This is a genomic window from Gluconobacter sp. OJA (genome assembly GCF_039638325.1).
In the GTDB taxonomy this organism is placed as follows: Bacteria; Pseudomonadota; Alphaproteobacteria; order Acetobacterales; family Acetobacteraceae; genus Gluconobacter; species Gluconobacter cerinus.
Genome location: NZ_JBDIWI010000001.1, coordinates 1,619,917 through 1,636,782, shown reverse-complemented (window position 1 = coordinate 1,636,782; position 16,866 = coordinate 1,619,917). Strand labels below are relative to the sequence as shown.

Annotated in this window: 12 protein-coding genes; 5 read left to right on the top strand and 7 right to left on the bottom strand. The window is 53.9% G+C overall.

Annotated elements, in window-relative coordinates:
- Positions 1–49: 49 nt before the first annotated feature.
- From ABDK75_RS07590 to ABDK75_RS07560, 7 genes are all read right to left on the bottom strand, one after another.
- Positions 50–991 carry an aliphatic sulfonate ABC transporter substrate-binding protein gene (locus tag ABDK75_RS07590; protein ID WP_346005427.1) on the bottom strand — a complete coding sequence of 314 codons (942 nt, stop codon included), beginning with the start codon at positions 989–991 and terminating at the stop codon, positions 50–52.
- The gene (locus tag ABDK75_RS07585; protein ID WP_408874428.1) at positions 988–2,301 is read right to left on the bottom strand and encodes an LLM class flavin-dependent oxidoreductase; all 1,314 of its coding nucleotides are present in this window, start codon (positions 2,299–2,301) and stop codon (positions 988–990) included. The genes ABDK75_RS07590 and ABDK75_RS07585 overlap by 4 nt, the downstream gene beginning before the upstream one ends.
- Before the next feature lie 86 nt (positions 2,302–2,387).
- Positions 2,388–3,881: an MFS transporter gene (locus ABDK75_RS07580; protein ID WP_346005425.1), complete on the bottom strand. Its 1,494-nt coding sequence runs from the start codon at positions 3,879–3,881 to the stop codon at positions 2,388–2,390.
- Positions 3,878–5,311, bottom strand: coding sequence for an FAD/NAD(P)-binding protein (locus tag ABDK75_RS07575; RefSeq protein ID WP_346005423.1), 1,434 nt, complete (start codon positions 5,309–5,311; stop codon positions 3,878–3,880). The genes ABDK75_RS07580 and ABDK75_RS07575 overlap by 4 nt, the downstream gene beginning before the upstream one ends.
- Positions 5,308–6,489 (bottom strand): FMNH2-dependent alkanesulfonate monooxygenase, encoded by a 1,182-nt coding sequence (gene ssuD, locus ABDK75_RS07570; RefSeq protein WP_099212958.1) that lies wholly within the window; start codon positions 6,487–6,489, stop codon positions 5,308–5,310. Before ssuD ends, ABDK75_RS07575 begins: the two co-directional genes overlap by 4 nt.
- Positions 6,486–7,880, bottom strand: coding sequence for an NtaA/DmoA family FMN-dependent monooxygenase (locus ABDK75_RS07565; protein ID WP_346005422.1), 1,395 nt, complete (start codon positions 7,878–7,880; stop codon positions 6,486–6,488). Before ABDK75_RS07565 ends, ssuD begins: the two co-directional genes overlap by 4 nt.
- Positions 7,877–9,091, bottom strand: a complete 1,215-nt coding sequence (locus ABDK75_RS07560) for an acyl-CoA dehydrogenase family protein (protein WP_346005421.1) — start codon at positions 9,089–9,091, stop codon at positions 7,877–7,879. Before ABDK75_RS07560 ends, ABDK75_RS07565 begins: the two co-directional genes overlap by 4 nt.
- A 311-nt stretch (positions 9,092–9,402) precedes the next feature.
- Here ABDK75_RS07560 and ABDK75_RS07555 point away from each other — a divergent pair, with 311 nt between their 5' ends.
- From ABDK75_RS07555 to ABDK75_RS07535, 5 genes are read left to right on the top strand one after another with little or no spacing between them, the layout of a single operon-like run.
- The gene (locus tag ABDK75_RS07555) at positions 9,403–11,661 is read left to right on the top strand and encodes a TonB-dependent receptor domain-containing protein (RefSeq protein ID WP_346005420.1); all 2,259 of its coding nucleotides are present in this window, start codon (positions 9,403–9,405) and stop codon (positions 11,659–11,661) included.
- A gap of 43 nt (positions 11,662–11,704) precedes the next feature.
- On the top strand, positions 11,705–13,369 hold the full coding sequence (locus ABDK75_RS07550) for an ABC transporter substrate-binding protein (protein ID WP_346005419.1): 1,665 nt from the start codon (positions 11,705–11,707) through the stop codon (positions 13,367–13,369).
- Positions 13,369–14,328, top strand: coding sequence for an ABC transporter permease (locus ABDK75_RS07545; RefSeq protein WP_346005841.1), 960 nt, complete (start codon positions 13,369–13,371; stop codon positions 14,326–14,328). The genes ABDK75_RS07550 and ABDK75_RS07545 overlap by 1 nt, the downstream gene beginning before the upstream one ends.
- A complete protein-coding gene (locus ABDK75_RS07540) occupies positions 14,325–15,164 on the top strand; it encodes an ABC transporter permease (protein ID WP_346005418.1) in 840 nt (279 codons plus the stop codon). Before ABDK75_RS07545 ends, ABDK75_RS07540 begins: the two co-directional genes overlap by 4 nt.
- Positions 15,165–15,174: 10 nt before the next feature.
- Entirely contained in the window at positions 15,175–16,794 is a 1,620-nt protein-coding gene (locus tag ABDK75_RS07535) for an ABC transporter ATP-binding protein (RefSeq protein WP_346005417.1), read from the top strand.
- Positions 16,795–16,866 lie beyond the last annotated feature (72 nt).

The following is a 16,866-nucleotide window of genomic DNA, read 5'->3' as shown; positions in this document are numbered from 1 at the left end:
CAATGAAACGTGAATCTTCCTCCAAAAGCTCCTTCATCAAGAATTTTGATCACTTCCAAACCGTTGAACCAATATCAATGTGTGACGGTAAAAGTCCTTCTTTTAGAAAACCGTCAGCAACCTGTTGTTGTTCCTGAATAATTTCTGCACTCATAGGCGCATAACCGAAATCACGTGTTTTGATTGCAGAATAAACCGTGTCGTATGGTAATCCCGTTTGTGTTGCGAGAAGACGGGACACTTCAGGCTTATGGACCTGAGCCCAATCATCTGTTTGAGCGATCTGGTGAAGTGCCTCCCGAAGAAGGTCTGGCTGACTTTCTGCAAATCCACGACGAGCAAGGAAAAATTCTCGATTGGCGACGATATCCTGAGCGGTCGTCAGAATGCGCGGACTGTTAGAGCGCGCACTGGAAAGGTAGGGGTCCCATATTGCCCATGCATCAATCTGGCCGCTTTCAAAAGCGGAACGAGCAGAGGGAGGGGTCAGATAGGCTGGTTTGATGTCATGAAAAGACAAACTGGCTTTATGGAGAACCTGAAGAAGGAACCAGTGGACGTTGGACGCGCGATTGAGAGCAATCCGTTTACCCTTTAGATCCGCGAGGGTTCGGATCGAACTGTCTTTAGGGACGAGAATGGCTTCAGCCAATGGAGCAGGAGGCTCGTGCCCTACATACACAAGCGCATCAGGACTTGCAGCCGATGCAAACACTGGAGGAGCATCACCGGTCTGCCCCAAATCGAGGGCTCCCGCTACGAGGGCTTGCAGGAGTTGTGGACCAGCGACAAATTCTGACCACACGACATTCGCGCGGCCCGCCAATGCTTTTTCCAGGGCACCAGAAGCCTTGAGAATAACGAGAGTGCTATAGCGCTGGTAGCCAATACGGATGACAGGCGTGGCCGCATGTGCCGAGGAGGCAAGAGTGAGTGCAAGCCCCCCCGCCAACAGACTGCGACGGGTGATAACGGTACGTGGATCAGTCATGGAGCCGCCGTGTTGTATTGTGGTTTAGATGTTCCGAAGAGCTTTTCCCGCAGAGTTCCGGGCTGATATTCCGTCTTGTAACGGCCACGCTTTTGAAGCTCTGGCACGATATATGTCACGAAATCCTCGAAGCTCCCGGGGGTGATGGCATATGCGAGATTGACGCCGTCAATACCTGTGTCTTCAATCCAGGTTTCGATCTGATCCGCGACTTTCTGAGGCCCGCCAACGAACGTTACGCCCATTCCCCCGATCGCCGCATGTTCTGCGAGTTCCCTGACAGTCCAGACCCGTTTGGGGTCCACCACGGTCAAGGCATCGATTGCGGAGTGAATGGCATCGTTGCGGATATGACGAACTGGATCATCGAGATCGAAGGTTGAAAAATCGATCCCCGTCCATCCTGACATGAGCGTCAGAGCCCCTTCGTGGCTGACATATTTTCTATAGTCTGCCCATTTTTCCAAAGCCGCCGCATCGTTTTCGGCAGTGACGATGGTTACGAGTGAGAAAATCTTGAGAGATTTTCGGGAACGTCCCGTGCGTTGAAGCTCTGCTTCCAGCCCGGAAACAGCATGTCGTGCCACCTCTTTGGATGGGCCGGCAATAAAGACGCATTCAGCGTAGTCGCCCGCAAAAGCCCGCCCTTTACTGGACGTGCCAGCTTGATAGAGAACGGGCGTTCGTTGCGGCGAGGGTTCACAAAGATGGATTGCATCGACCTCAAAATACTTGCCTTTGTGCTGAAGACGATGAACCTTTGAGGGGTCTGTGAAAATTCCGAGTTCTCTGTTTCGAACGGCGGCACCGTCCTCCCAGCTTCTTTCCCACAGGCCCCTCAAAACCTGCATGTAGTCACGCGCGACATCATAGCGCTCATCATGAGAAGTCTGCTGTTGCTGACCCACGCCTTTTGCGGCGCTGTTCAGATAGCCCGTTACAATGTTCCACCCCATCCGTCCGTTGGTCAGGTGATCCAATGTGCTGATACGGCGAGCAAAAGGGTAGGGATGTTCAAAGGAAAGTGTTGCTGTTAGCCCGAAACCCAGGTTCTCGGTCACAGCGGCCATGGCAGAAATCAGCATGGCTGGGTCATTAACGGGCACCTGAGATGCATTGCGCAATGCGGCTTCCGGTCCGCCCCCATAGACGTCGTAAATGCCAAGAACATCTGCGATAAAAAGACCGTCGAACAGGCCGCGTTCAAGCGTTTTTGCGAGGTTCGTCCAGTATCCGAGGGTGTTGTAATGCCATGATTGATCGTCTGGATGACGCCAAAGACCGCTCGCCTGATGGGAGACGCAATTCATATCAAACGCGTTTACGGGGATAAGAGACACAGGCGCTCCTTGAAAACGATCAGGATGAAACGGCGAGGGGGTGGGCTCGGCTGTACTCAGCCCTGATTTACGAGGGCTGAGTGTTGAGGAGATGCGTCTTGCCGGGGTGTTGGTCTCAGCACGGACTTTAATGTGTCGTCGCCATCTGGGTCATAATTGAAGACATCCCAGCGGATCACCTGATGCAATGTCAGACCGATCAGAGGCGCGCTCAAAATGAACCAGAAAAGGTTCGTCCCGAAATTCGCATAGAGACTAGGCAGAGCCCACATGGCCATGGTGGCACCCAGACCAGAAATGAGCCGGTTCATGCCAATACCAACGCCCCGGATTTCGGTCGGATAGGTCAGAGTGGCATAGATCATCTGCTGGCAGCCGGGGCCGAAACCTTGACCGAAAAGATACCCTGCAAAACCTGCGAGTACCGCTATGACGCCTGCCGTAGAATGTGGTGTGCCCACAATCGCCAGCGTTCCTATGGAGATCGCCTGCAGGATATATCCAGCGATATTGACCTTACGGGACGACACGTATCGCGCCAGACGAACCCCAATCAAACCACCCGTAAATGCGAAGACGAGGTTCAGGATGATTGATGTAATCAGAACCTGCTTACGGTCGAGGTGCAGCATTCCTGCAAGCAAACTTGGCGCCCCGAACGCGATTGCGGCGTAAGAGTAGGCACTGACGATCGAAATGATACTGACAAGAATTCCACGCTTCAGCAGGGGCTGCCGGAAGAGGGGGGAAATCCCGTGAGGTTGTGGTCGGATAGGAGGCGCTTCGATCTGAAGAACCGGGTCAATGCCATGAGACGCCCTTAAAATTTCCGCTGCTTTTTCCAGATCTCCGTTCCGAGCGATCCAGATAGGGGACTCACTCATGTACCTGTTACGGACAAGGATGATCAGAAGCGCGGGCAGTGCTCCGAAGGCCAATGACGCGCGCCACAGCCAGTCCGGATGAGTGGCTGGAACGACCGCATCAAGGGCAAAGACAAGGAAAAAGCACAACGAGGAAGCCGCATACCAGGTTGGGCACCATGCCGCGGCCCGGCTCGCTTTGCTTCCTTTTCCACTCAGCTTCGAAAACTCCGACAGGAATGCCATGGCCACAGGCAGGTCCATTCCGACGCCAAAACCCATTGCGAAACGGGCAAGGATCAGGATGGTGGCAGTGGGGGCCATACCTGCTACGAGGGCTGCGATAACGAAGCAGATCATGTCAGCCATGAAAACGGCGTATCGACCAATCCGGTCGGTCAGCCATCCCCCCGCGATACTCCCGACGATCGTGCCTGCACTCATTGCTGCTGCGACCATCCCTGTGGCGGATGTGGAAAGACCAAAGTGCTTCTGTACGTCGCCGATGCCGTAGGAGAGCGTTGTCAGATCGTAGGCGTCAAGAAAGACGCCACCGAGAGCCAAAGCCACGATGATGTTTGCATGCCCGCCCCCTTGAGGCCCTGCATTGACGATGGCGGAAACATCATCAGCATGACGGATGACAGGGCGAGGCGTGCCGGATGTGGCTGTTTGAGCAGACGTCATGAATGCACCTGTTCAGAGTGTGTCGAGATCTGAAGGGTATCGGCCAGTCGGGCGGCGACTGATTGAGCGTTCGCTGTCACTTCCGGAAAACCCATAAGCTCGCCGAAGGTCCCACGGGAGAGTGGCCCGGCAATAAACAGGCCCGATACCGGGCGTCCGCCAACAAGGGCCACGTGGTCTTCACCTGTCCAGAGCCCGAGACCAACGGGATCTTTCTGCACAAAACCATCCTGAGACAGACGAGAGAGAAAACCGGGCTTTGTCAGAATTCCGACATGGTCCGGGCCAGTGGTATTGATCAGAATGTCTGTCCGTATCGCGCGGGTTCGTCCCCCACGTTCCCGGAGATGCAGAGTCAGGCCGTCAGGTGTGGCTTCCGCGCGTTCGATCCTCGCGGCAAGAACCGTAAGTGATCCAGTTTCTGATCTCAGGTTCAGAGTGCGTTCGACCTGTGGCGCGATCCGAAAACGATGGACATCCCAGAATGGTCGAAGATGGCGGACAAGCCGACGCTGTTCCGTCGGGGGAAGTGCCGTCCAGATAGCTTTGCCCTGTCGCCGCACAGCATCCAGAACGTCTTGCCACGGGCGGTCCGGGGCTAAACTAAGTGTCTTACGAATGCGTGTGAGCAGACCTAACGCCGTCTGTTCAGGGTTGGTGGAAAAATCCCCGAAGAGACTGATAGGCTGAGGAGAATGCCCCCGGGAGCGTAGGCCACGTCGGGAAACCGCGGTGATAGGGCCCAGATGCCCCTGTGCGGTGAGCGTTGCTACAACATCTGCCATTGTGAGGCCGGTACCTACGATGGCAATCCCTGCGCGAGGATCTATGGTTTTGAAGGCATTCTTCGCCCATGGGTCGGAGATCACACGTGGATCGTCCGCGATTTTTTTGAGGGGATACGGCAGGGCGGGAGCGGGATGAGATGTCGCAATGACGACATCCGATACGGGAAATACCGTGCCTTGAGCGGTATGGATCAGCCAGTGCTGACCATCGTGCTGCACGGCTACTACGGCATCCTGAACATGCCTGAGTGTCTCGTTGACGAGAGATGGCGTTATTCTCTCAAAGAGATAGCGGCCAAACTCTGACCTCGTCGGGTAAACGTCTCCAGATGGCAAAAAGGCTTCCGGATCACGGGTTTCGTGACTGTGCCATTTGAACCACTGCGCAAAGTCATCAGGCTTATCCGTATCAATGCTCATCCTTGACGCTGGAACATTGATGCGATGCTGTGGATCTGTGCTGCCATACGCGACGCCCGCACCCAACCGGGCGCGAGGCTCGAAGATCACAACGCTACCGACACCCAGATCTCGGCGTTTACGAAGAAGATGATACGCAATCATCGTCCCTGTCGCTCCGCCACCAATAATTGCCAGGGTGGCAGAAACGGGAGGGCGGCTGATCTGGACTTCCACGTTCATGAAGAGGCTTGGGCCGGGCGATAAGAGTTGGCAATCGTCTCACCAAACGGCCCCATATTGTTCTGACCGCCGGCTGCACGTGTCGGATGAGCTGTGGGAAGCAACGGAAGGACTAGTTCGCCAAAGCTGTAAGCTTCTTCCAGATGAGGGTATCCGGAAAGGATGAAGCTGTCGCAGCCAGCGCGTCTGTATTCATCAATCCGCTCGGCAATGGTGGCTGGATCTCCGACCAGAGCCGTGCCAGCTCCGCCTCTGACCAGCCCAACGCCAGCCCAGAGGTTAGGGCTGACTTCCAGCTTGTCCCGCCGTCCGCCGTGCAGGGCGCTCATGCGGGACTGTCCCACTGAGTCCAGCCTTGAGAATACAGATTGGGCCTGCGCGATGGTCGCGTCATCAAGACGGGAGATCAGGCGGTTTGCCGCGGCCCAAGCCTCTTCGGTTGTCTCACGGGCGATGACATGAAACCTGATCCCGAAACTGACTTCGCGTCCTTCACGCGCAGCGGCCTCGCGAACACGGGAAATTTTTTCCTTAACAAGTTCCGGTGGCTCTCCCCACGTCAGATACTTGTCGATCCGCTTGGCCGCGACCTGAATTCCCGCCTCAGAAGATCCGCCGAAATATAGAGGCGGCCCCCCAGCCTGATGAGGAGGATAAAGGATCTGGCCGTCCGCAATATGAAAGTGCTTACCCTCGTGATTGACGGTGTCGCCCTTCAGAAGACGAGAGTAGATCGACAGGAATTCGTCAGTAATTTCGTACCGGGTGGCATGGTCAAAAAAGAGACCGTCCCCTTCATTTTCCTTGGGATCTCCGCCCGTTACAACATTAATCAGAAGACGGCCGCCAGATAGACGATCCAGTGTCGCTGTCATCCGTGCTGCAAAGGTTGGAGATTGCAAGCCGGGGCGCACGGCCACCAGAAATTTCAACCGTTCAGTGGACGTAATAAGGGAGGACGCAACGATCCAGGAGTCTTCGCAACTCCGCCCTGTGGGGAGGAGGACGCCATAATATCCCAAACTGTCCGCAGCCCGTGCGACCTGCTGGAGGTATGGTAGATCAACGCTGCGGCCACCTTCCTGCGTTCCCAGATATCGGCTGTCTCCATGAGTTGGAAGGAACCAAAGAACGTTGATTTTCTCGGGGACACCCCCGATGGCGGCATTTGTGCTCATGAAGAACTCGCTGTCTGGGCGTGAACGGGTAGGGAGGCTTGATGGGCGGGATGGCTTGTTGGAAGGCGGTCAAAACCGAACAGGCGATGACGGAATGTCTCTAGAGGGGTATTGCGCTCTGGCAGCCGACCACGCTTGCGGAGCTCAGGAGCGATCAATTCTCCAAAGTCTCTGGCCGTCTCGAACGTGTGGTATTGACGGAGATTAATCCCGTCGATGCCATCTTCGTCGAGCCAGTCTTCAACGGCATCCGCGATCTGGGATGGTGTGCCAGCGACGAAAAAACGTCCCTGTTCAAAGCTGGCAATCTGGTCCAGCGCGCTGCCAACTGTTTGGTCCGGGCCAAATCGGCGTCCCATGTTTCCAAACGGACGCCCTGACTGTTCAAGCGCCTCACCAATAGTGAGTGAGCGGTCAAAATTCCGCAGATCAATCTCGGCTTGCGCATGGACGTGAGCAGCTTCGACGCTATAGCGCGCCCGATAACGGCTCAGCTTCTCCTGAGCTTCGACTTCCGTATTCCCAGCGATAAGGCCGGCCATGACATAAAACTTCAGGTCGTTGGGGTCTCGTCCGTTCAGGGCTGCCTGTTCGCGTGTCTGTGCAATGCTGTGGCGAATTTCCTCGCGCGTACGGCCACCAATGAAAACGGCCTCCGCATGGCGGGCTGCAAATTCCAGGCCACGCTTGGAGCCGGTCGCCTGGAATAAAACGGGCGTGCGCTGGCGTGTGGGCTGCACAAGATGAGGCCCCTCAACCTGATGATGGCGACCCTTGTGGTTGATGTAGTGAACGCGATCCGGGTGCGTGAAAACGTCCTTCTCGCGATCAATAACCAGGGCGTCTTCGTCCCAGCTTTGCTCCCAGAGCTTGTAGAGAACCTCAAGATATTCCTCAGCCCGCTCGTAGCGCTCGTCCTGCTCGATTTCGTCCGCGAGGCCGAAGTTTCTGGCGGCGTTTGGCAGGTAGGAGGTCACAATGTTCCAGCCAACACGCCCTTCGGTCAGAAGATCCAGCGTGCTCATACGTCGGGCAAAGGCGAATGGTGGCTCATAAGTCGTTGAAAATGTTGCAGCAAACCCCAGCCGCGTGGTGACAGCGGCCATAGCAGGGATCAGGGAGAGTGGATCGAGGTTCGGGATTTGCACCCCAAGCCGAAGGGCGGGGTCAAGTCCGTTAAAACGGTCATAAACCCCGATGACATCTGCAAGAAAAATTGCGTCGAACCCTGCGTCTTCCGCGAGGCGAGCCTGTTCCAGCCAAAACGCCATTTCTCCGAAACGGTGGCGATTGTTGTCAGGCGCCGTCCACATTCCGTGAACAATGTGACTCACGCAGGCCATCTCAAAGAGATTGACTTTTAACTGCTTAGGGGCCGGTGCCTTACTCATGCCGGCTCCTTGGAGAGACTTTTCTTCAGACCTTCACGGTACGGCGTCCAAAGAGGGGTATCGTTCAAAGCCAGATCCCCGAGTTCCCGACGGCGCTGGGCCGCAGGGTTGTGTGAGGACAGAACGCGAGCATTGCGCCAATGGCGATCCAGATTTCTGGTCTGACTGGTGGCGGATGCGCCGCCAACTTCAAAAAGCAGATTTGCGGCTTCAAGCGTTTGGTCAATAACGATTTGCTGCGCTTTAAAGGCGGCTTCTTCTGCCTCGCTAAACGTCACGCTCTCAGTGTCGCCCCGCAGCCAGGCCGGTTCGGCCTCAGTCAACGCATCCGAAACACGATCGACCAAAGCAGACGTCGAGAATGCAAGGGCCGACAAACGCCCAACAACACCCTGAACAACGGAATCTTCTCGTTGAACAACTTTGCCGGGGACCCCGAAAGTTCGCGTTCTAGGCCGTACAAACTCAACCGCATCGCGCAATACGGCAGCTGAAATTCCTGCCAGTGCTGCAAGATGAAATTGCTGATAGTAAGCGGCGAGATAAGAATGAGCCGGAATATTTCCGGGCTGAGAGCGATCCAGAACGTGTGTTGGGCCAATTAAGACGTTGTCAAAAACAGTTGTTCCGCTGCCGGTGAGGCGCTGACCAAAGCCATCCCAGTCATCAATACGTGTGACACCGGGGGCATCTGAAGGGACCAGGACGTGTGCCCGTTGCTCTCCCTCTGCGGCCCAGACAATGATCCAGTCAGCATAGAGCGTGCCGGTGGAATAGTACTTCGTCCCATTCAGGCGAAACTCATTTCCGTCAGAACTTAACTGTGTAGACACGCCTGTTTCGTCCGAGCGTTCCGCCATGGCAGCGCCAAAAAGTGCGCCTTCACGAACACGGTCAAACCATTCGGCAGATTTGTGAGCGTGGCGGAGCCTGCCTTCAATAAATGCAAAATGAGCGCGAAATATTTGCGGGAGGTTTGAATCTGCTGTCGCCAGATCTCGCAGCAGCCTGAAACTCTGCTTGAGAGATGCTCCATACCCGCCAAATCTATTGGGCAGACGTACGCGACCCAGTCCGGCAGTCTTCAAATCCTGAACGACATTTCGGACAAGCGCGGGGTCGCGTTCGAATTCCTGCGATGCACGCGTTATCGCTTCAATGGTCGGCTGCAAGCGTTCTCTGGCAGAGACGAAATTGTCGGAAGAGGACATACAACGACACCTAACGGATATAAGGCAAAATCAACTAGAATTCGTAGTTTATGATGTGCACCAAACCGTCAGGAGCGTAATTTTTAATTCGTCATCTCTCACATTAATTATTTCAATGTGAACCCCTGGAATGGCTCTTTTCCTAGGGTTAATAAGGAAAAACTGCACTTGCAAAATACAACATTAAAAATACGTTGTTATTAACGTTTATCCATTTGGATATGTGAATAAAGGAATCGCTCGGGGGAAATACGCCCCACAGCAGCTGATTTTATGTTCCGAGATGTCACCTAAATGTTGAGAAACAAGTCATGAAAGCCTTTTACGAGCAGCGCACACGCATCCTCCTCCTTGGCATGACCGTTCTTTCAACATGCACCCTGATGCCGACTGCTTTTGCTCAGGATATTGAACGCAACAAAAATCCGAGCCCGCGTGCGCCTCACGCCCGCCCTGGAGTCAATTCCTCGAACACTCACGTTGCATCTTCACACCCTAAAAACAGCGTTGTGCCTTCTCCAAAGAGTGAGGATATCAGTGTCACGGGTTCAAATGGTGTTCGTACCGCTGAAAAGCGCCTAAGAAAGGTGCCGGGAAACTTTACAGTTATCAGCAGCAAGGAGGTCGAGAAGGGGCGATCAGCCACACTCGAGGACACTCTGGCATTCCAGCCCGGCATTTTTGCGCAGGCAACCAGTGGAAGCACCGGAAACAAGATTTCCATAAGAGGATCAGGCGCAGGCGTTTTTTACGGAGGTTACAGTCTGGGAATGAAATACCTCGTTGACGGATTGACTGTAAGCGGTGTGGGTGGATTTCAGGAAGATCGCCTCAATAATACCGGCTATCAGCGCACTGAAGTTCTTTATGGCGCCAACGCATTTGACTACGCTGCCACTGCTCTCGGTGGTGGCATCAATTTCGTAACGCATACAGGCGTGTCTGCTCCAGGGTTTATGGCCCGCTTTGAAGCTGGCAGCTACGGCACACTGAAAGAACAAGTCAGTCAGGGCGGAACATTCAGCAATAAGAAAGGCGATTACTACGTCACCGTAGCGCGAACCAATCGCCAGGGATTCCAGAGCTATACGGCAATGCATCGTACTGATGTCGTCGCAAATCTTGGCTACCGTTTCACCGATAAATTATCTGCTCGCCTTATTTTCAAGTGGGATGAAGGGTTCGGCCACTACGGTGGTTTGCTCACACTTGCTCAGCTTCGCAAAAGCCCGAGCATCAACCCAAATGACTGGGGAGGGCGCCCGACCAGAAGCACAATGCTGGGATTTAAAACCAATTATATTTTCGATGATGATTCCAGGCTGGAATACGGCATTACCTGGAACGACTATCCGCTCTTTAATGGGACGAATACGCAGCAGTTTAACCTGTGGCGTTCTACGGATATCAATAATTCGATCAAATATAACCGGAACGATCGTCTTCTCGGACGGCGGATCGAAAGCAACTTCATTTTGAGTGACGTGCATATGGTCTCTGGAGATTCCAGATATTATACATCGTCCGTCCGCTCTACGCAGTCTAATAGTGAAGACTGGACCCTTCATCAGCGTGTCAAATATGGCGGATCACATGATTTGGTTTTTGCAGCTGGGAATAATTTCAACATTTTCAATCGGCTTTGGCTGACCAGCGGTTTTTCAGTCATCTGGATTGACCGTAATATTCGCGTTGTTGACCGTCTAATACCCAACTCAGCTCTTCAGAGTCGTGAACACTATAATAATGTCTTCATTACGCCTCGCGTAGGCTTGCGTTACGAGATTAATCCTGACGTTGATGTGTTCGCCAATTTCAGTCGTTTGATCGACCCGCCTGTGACGTGGAACTACCATGATGTCAAAGGGGGCAGTCCCTACAATGACACAGGAACTGTAGGGCCACTAAAAGCCCAACGGGCTAATTCGGCCGAGATCGGCATCAGAGGCCATGTCGGCATCTTTGATGGAAATCTGACTCTTTATCGGAGTTGGGTCAAAGATGAACTACTGTCCGTTGTAGTCACGCGCGCAACCAGTACAACAGCAGAGATCACCACAACATCTAACGCCAGTCCGACTATTCATCAGGGCATTGAAGCGGGCCTGTCAACGAAGCTCTTTAATCTGCATCAATATGGTGCTTTGTCATTCCGGCAGGCTCTCACGGTTAATGACTTCTATTACAGACATGACCCACTTCTCGGACAGAATAAACTCCCGTCGATCCCAACATGGCAATATCAGGCTGAACTTCAGTATAATAATCCGTTGGGGTTCTATGCGAACTTCGATTTCAGATCGTCTTCAAGCTATTATGTTGATTACGCCAACACATTAAAGGCGCCGAGATACGGGATCTTTGGTCTGAAGCTCGGTTACGAGGCGAAAAGCAAAATCTGGAGCACTTTTCTTGATTTCCGTAATCTCGGAAACAAGCATTACGCCACAGCCGCTTATACCGCCTACAACCTGAACCATACGGATTCCGCAATGTTTTACCCGGGTGACGGGTTCAGTGTGTTTGGCGGCGTGACTGTCCACCTCAGTGACCTGGGGAAGCACCTCTGATGATGCGCCGGTCTTTTCCTGAAGCGACACATTGGTCAGACACATGAGCAAACATCATAACCGCAGAAAGGCTTTGATACTCGCTCCGATCGTGGTGTCTTTAGCTGTCCTGTTTTATCGGCATGATACAGACAGTAGACCGCGACATACGAGCCGGCAGCAGAGTTCAGTGCCTCAAAAAGGCGGGACGCTTGTCTTTGCGACTGAACGTGAGCCTTTGTGCCTTGATCCCCATGTTTATGGGGACATGCCGCAGGTTTATATTGCCGAACAGTATCTGGACCGGCTCGTTTCCATGGACGAACAGGGCGCTATTCACCCGTGGCTCGCAACATCATGGGAGATTATGGACGGCGGACTTACATACATCTTTCACCTCCGTCATGACGTGACCTTCACTGATGGGACCAGGTTCGATGCGGCGGCCGTAAAGCGTAATCTGGACCATATGGTGGACCCCACGACGCAATCGGGGACTGCGGGGGGGTACATCCGCCAATACACCCGAACCGATATTCTCGATCCTTATACGGTAGCGGTACACCTGTCTTCGCCATACTCAGCGTTCCTGAACGTTCTGGCGCAGGGTTTTCTGGGAATTGAGTCCCCCGCAGCGTTGGCACGGCCTCGCGATGTGAACTGCCAAAGCCCTGTGGGGTCTGGTCCCTTCATTATCAGCCACTGGGATCATCAGAGCGAGGTCGTTCTCAGGAGAAATCCAGCATATGCATGGGCGCCTCCTACCGCACGCCATCAGGGATCAGCCTGGCTTGAGGGTATCGTCTGGCGTTTCGTTTCCGAACCGTCAGTCCGTTTTGCCATGCTTCAGGCAGGTGAGGTTGGTGTGATTGATAGCTTACCCCCTGAGAGCGAAACGCCGGCAAAAGCTAATCCGGACGTATCATTACTGATGGCAGATCGACCGGGAAATCCTACTAATGGAACCTTGAACACCCTTCGACCGCCATTTAACGACATCCGTGTCCGTGAGGCGTTCATTCGGTCCGCAGATATTGATGGGGCGTTAGGCAGTATATTTTTCCATCATTATGCGCGGGCGGGTGGCCCGTTAAGTCCGTCCACACCAGATTATAGTCCGGATTTCGAGCATACCAAGAATTACGATCCACAGCGCGCCAATACACTTCTGGATGACGCGGGCTGGAAAAAGCGCGATCCCGATGGATATCGGATCCGGGAAGGCAAGAGACTGATCGTACATATCCCGATCTCCACGGTTCTTGCACCTGCAGATCGCACTCTTTGGGAGCAGGTACAGGCCACAGCCCGCCAGACAGGCTTCGATGTCCGCCTAGAGCCTTTAAGTGAGACTGCGAATATCGCGCGGAGCGACGCTTGGGATTACGATGTGCGGATCGGGTATTGGAATACAAATACCCCGGATGTCCTTCGCATCGTCTTCGGATCTGCTTTTACCAACCAGTTCCAACACGGCATCCATCAGAATGCTTCAGGCTATAGCAGCCCGCTCTTCGACGGTGTCGTGCAACAGGCATTGGCCACGCAGGACCAGCAGCAACGAAAAGCCTTTTATCAACAGGCGCAAGAGATCATCGCCAAGGCACAGCTCCAAATCACGACGTATTCGCAAACCACGCGTCTAGGGGTGTTCAGCAATGTCCACGGTGTACGCATCGAGCCATCATTACGCGTCATCAATTTTCATGATGCTTGGATGACGCCGTGATGAAACGCTTGGCTTCTCAGCGGCTGATCGGTCGGATTGGTTTGAGTCTCGGCATGCTGTTCGCATCTGCCACGCTGACATTTCTCGCGGTACGTATGATGCCAGGTGATCCGGCAACGATCATTCTCGGCGGAGCGCTGGCCAACCCCACACCGGGTGCGGTCGCAGCGATCACAAAGGAGTACGGCCTCGATCGCCCCCTTATCGTGCAATATGGTTTCTATATATGGCGCCTGCTGCACGGGGATTTGGGCGTCTCCTTCAGCCAGCATCTGCATGTCGCGGAAGTTTTACGCCAGCAGATGCTACCCACGCTGGCACTGGCATCCATTTCTCTGCTCCTCGCATGGACGCTCGCACTGCTGTCAGTGTTCTGCACAGTGCGGCGCGGAAGAGTGCTCGCGACCATTGGAGCCTCTTTCGACATCTCCGCTGCGGCGCTTCCGCCATTCTGGCTTGGAATTGTACTGCTCTGGATATTCGCATTCAGATTACATCTGCTACCGCCTGCTGGAAGCTCATCGCTAGCCTCACTCATTATGCCGGCATTTTCTCTCGCCATTCCCTTGGGCGGATTTCTGGCACAGGTCACGCGTGAGTCTTTGGAGATTGCCCTCGATCAGCCGTTCATTCTCAGCGCAAGAATGCGAGGGCTTAGTCTGGGGCAGGTTTTGCGTCGTCATGCCCTGCGTCACGCGCTTCTTCCGGGTATCGCACTCTCTGCGTGGGCTCTGGGCGCTCTTCTTGGTGAGACGGCTGTCATCGAAGCCATATTTTCGCGTAAAGGACTTGGACGCACCTTGGTTTATGCCGTTTCCGCGCAGGATATGCCCCTAACAACGGGCGTCGTTCTGTTCGTCACGGTCGCATACATATTTGCCAGCCTGGGTATCGAACTCATCCATGAACTGGTTGATCCGCGCCTCGCAACATCTCGTGGGCGGAGAGTCTCGCCATGACCATAACCGCAAAAAGGCTCATGGCATGGAAACAGATTCCCATTGCAGTGCTTCCTGCCTCTGGCTTTCTGGTGTTCCTTTTGGTGTCAGCCATCATTCCCAATGCGATCAGCGCAACTGATCCCTATGCCATCGCACCACGACACGCTTTCTTATCCCCAGACTGGATCCACCTTTTCGGAACAGACCAGTCTGGCCGGGATATTCTGACGCGTGTCATTCACGGTACACGCCAATCTCTGCTTGTGGGGGCAGGGGCTGTCGCAATCAGTTTTTCCGGTGGAATTATCCTAGGATTGGCAGGCGGCCTTGGCCCTAGATGGCTTCAGAAAGGTATTGGCGCGATCATAGATGTGCTGTTTTCGTTTCCCGCCCTGATACTGGCGCTTCTCTTCTCTGCAAGTCTTGGGACGGGGGCAGGACCACTGGCTTTAGCCATCGGGATCGCTGCGACGCCCGGCTATGGCAAGATGGTTTTCAGTCAAGTTCTATCAGTCAGATACTCCGGATACGTTGAGGCCGCTCGTGCCCTAGGTCACACGCCGTTCTCCATCGTTCAGCGGCATATTCTCCCCAATGCACTTCGCCCGCTCATTGTGACCGCCACCATGGGCGTAGGCCAGACAATTGTCTGGGCGTCAGGATTATCTTTTCTGGGGCTTGGAGCACCGCCACCCACCCCGGAGTGGGGAACCATGATGTCCATGGGCCGCGACTTCATCGCTGATGCCTGGTGGCTCACTCTCTTTCCTGGCCTTTTCATCGTGCTGACTGTGCTGTCCACAACAATTGTCGGGCGCTTCTTGCAACGTCACCTTGAAGGCAGACCCTCGTGAGGTACTCACTATGACCGGACAGGACCTGACGGTTGAAAAGCTTTCCATATCATTTGGTGGAAAGCAGGTCGTACACGACCTCTCTTTTCAAATAACACCTGGCAAAATTCTGGCTATGGTGGGTGAGTCCGGATCGGGCAAAAGCGTAACCGCGCGCAGTCTCGTCGGATTAGCGGGCGACCGGGCTCAGGTTACAGCAGGGAGCCTTCGCCTCGGTGATGATGAGCTCCTGCGGCTGGATGACGCTGGCTGGGGCGTGATTCGTGGGCAGAAGATAGGGTTCGTCCTTCAGGATGCGCTGACATCACTCGATCCGTTACGAACAGTCGGGCAGGAAATAGAAGAATCCCTGACGGCAGATGCTAAGTGGCGCGGCTTGCGTAATCGTGCAGCGCGTCGAAAGCAGGTGCTGGAGCTTTTGAAAAGCACATCTGTGCCAGAACCTGAAATACGTGCACGGCAACGGGCCGATGAACTCTCTGGAGGACTTCGGCAAAGAGCGCTCATCGCCTCTGCAATAGCTCTGAACCCAGGGATAGTAATTGCTGATGAGCCAACGACTGCGCTGGATGCCAGTGCGGTCTCCCGTGTCCTCGTCCTGTTTCGTGACCTGAAAAATGCGGGTCATGGAATATTGTTGATCAGCCATGACATCGAAGCGGTGTCTCAGGTCGCTGACTCAATCATCGTCATCAAGAACGGGCAAATGATAGAGCAGGGCGAGACTGAGAAAATTTTGCGCCATCCTTCGCAGGATTATACGCGCTTGTTACTAAGTTCGGTTCCGAAGAAAAACCATAACTCCCCGCAACCTTCAACTCTGCAAACGAACGACGAGACCCCGTTACTCGTCGTGAATGATATCGTCAAAAGCTATCCTAATACGACTGGAGCATCGAGGCTCGCAGTAGATCATGTCAGTTTTACCCTTCGAAGAGGCAAAACACTCGGCATTTTGGGTGAATCTGGCTCAGGGAAGACGACAACAGCACGGATCGTCGCCGGGTTTCTGGAACCTGATCGAGGTAATGTATGGTTTGACGACAGATTATGGAGCGGAGTTCAAGCGAAGACCAATCGAAGCGTTGAAGAACATGAACGCCGACCGTTTCGACATGAAATGGGTATCGTTTATCAGGATCCACTCAGTTCCTTCGATCCACGCTGGACGGTTCAGCGTATTCTTGCTGATGCTCTAAAAGCCAGTGCCATCCCACATGCCAAGCATAATGATCGCATTGCGGCTCTTTTGACATTAGTGCGGTTAACACCAGATATATCCCGCCGGTTTCCTCTTCAGCTCTCAGGCGGGCAGCGCCAGCGCATCGCAATTGCACGTGCCATCGCGGGAAATCCCAAGTTGATCGTCTGTGATGAACCTGTTTCAGCACTTGACGTCTCAGTTCAGGCACAGGTGCTGGAACTGCTCACAGAGCTACAAGAACGCCTCAATATCTCTTATTTGTTCATTTCTCATGATTTGGGCGTCATTCGTCAGATCAGTGACGACGTCCTTGTAATGCAGAATGGTCGCGTAGTGGAAGCCGGACCGACACAACAGGTCTTTGAAGCGCCACAGCATAACTTCACGCGGCTTTTACTCAATTCAAAATTGTCGAATTATGTATAGTAAAAAAGGCGAGCTCCGCTTTTTTGGGAGGGCCCTTAAGGTGATTCTAGCAATGATAATTTCAATCTAAAC

Coding starts and splice junctions, on each gene's coding strand:
- ABDK75_RS07590 (WP_346005427.1), bottom strand. CDS start 991: ATGACTGATCCACGTACCGTTATCACCCGTCGCAGTCTGTTGGCGGGG.
- ABDK75_RS07585 (WP_408874428.1), bottom strand. CDS start 2,301: ATGAATTGCGTCTCCCATCAGGCGAGCGGTCTTTGGCGTCATCCAGAC.
- ABDK75_RS07580 (WP_346005425.1), bottom strand. CDS start 3,881: ATGACGTCTGCTCAAACAGCCACATCCGGCACGCCTCGCCCTGTCATC.
- ABDK75_RS07575 (WP_346005423.1), bottom strand. CDS start 5,311: ATGAACGTGGAAGTCCAGATCAGCCGCCCTCCCGTTTCTGCCACCCTG.
- ssuD (WP_099212958.1), bottom strand. CDS start 6,489: ATGAGCACAAATGCCGCCATCGGGGGTGTCCCCGAGAAAATCAACGTT.
- ABDK75_RS07565 (WP_346005422.1), bottom strand. CDS start 7,880: ATGAGTAAGGCACCGGCCCCTAAGCAGTTAAAAGTCAATCTCTTTGAG.
- ABDK75_RS07560 (WP_346005421.1), bottom strand. CDS start 9,091: ATGTCCTCTTCCGACAATTTCGTCTCTGCCAGAGAACGCTTGCAGCCG.
- ABDK75_RS07555 (WP_346005420.1), top strand. CDS start 9,403: ATGAAAGCCTTTTACGAGCAGCGCACACGCATCCTCCTCCTTGGCATG.
- ABDK75_RS07550 (WP_346005419.1), top strand. CDS start 11,705: ATGAGCAAACATCATAACCGCAGAAAGGCTTTGATACTCGCTCCGATC.
- ABDK75_RS07545 (WP_346005841.1), top strand. CDS start 13,369: ATGAAACGCTTGGCTTCTCAGCGGCTGATCGGTCGGATTGGTTTGAGT.
- ABDK75_RS07540 (WP_346005418.1), top strand. CDS start 14,325: ATGACCATAACCGCAAAAAGGCTCATGGCATGGAAACAGATTCCCATT.
- ABDK75_RS07535 (WP_346005417.1), top strand. CDS start 15,175: ATGACCGGACAGGACCTGACGGTTGAAAAGCTTTCCATATCATTTGGT.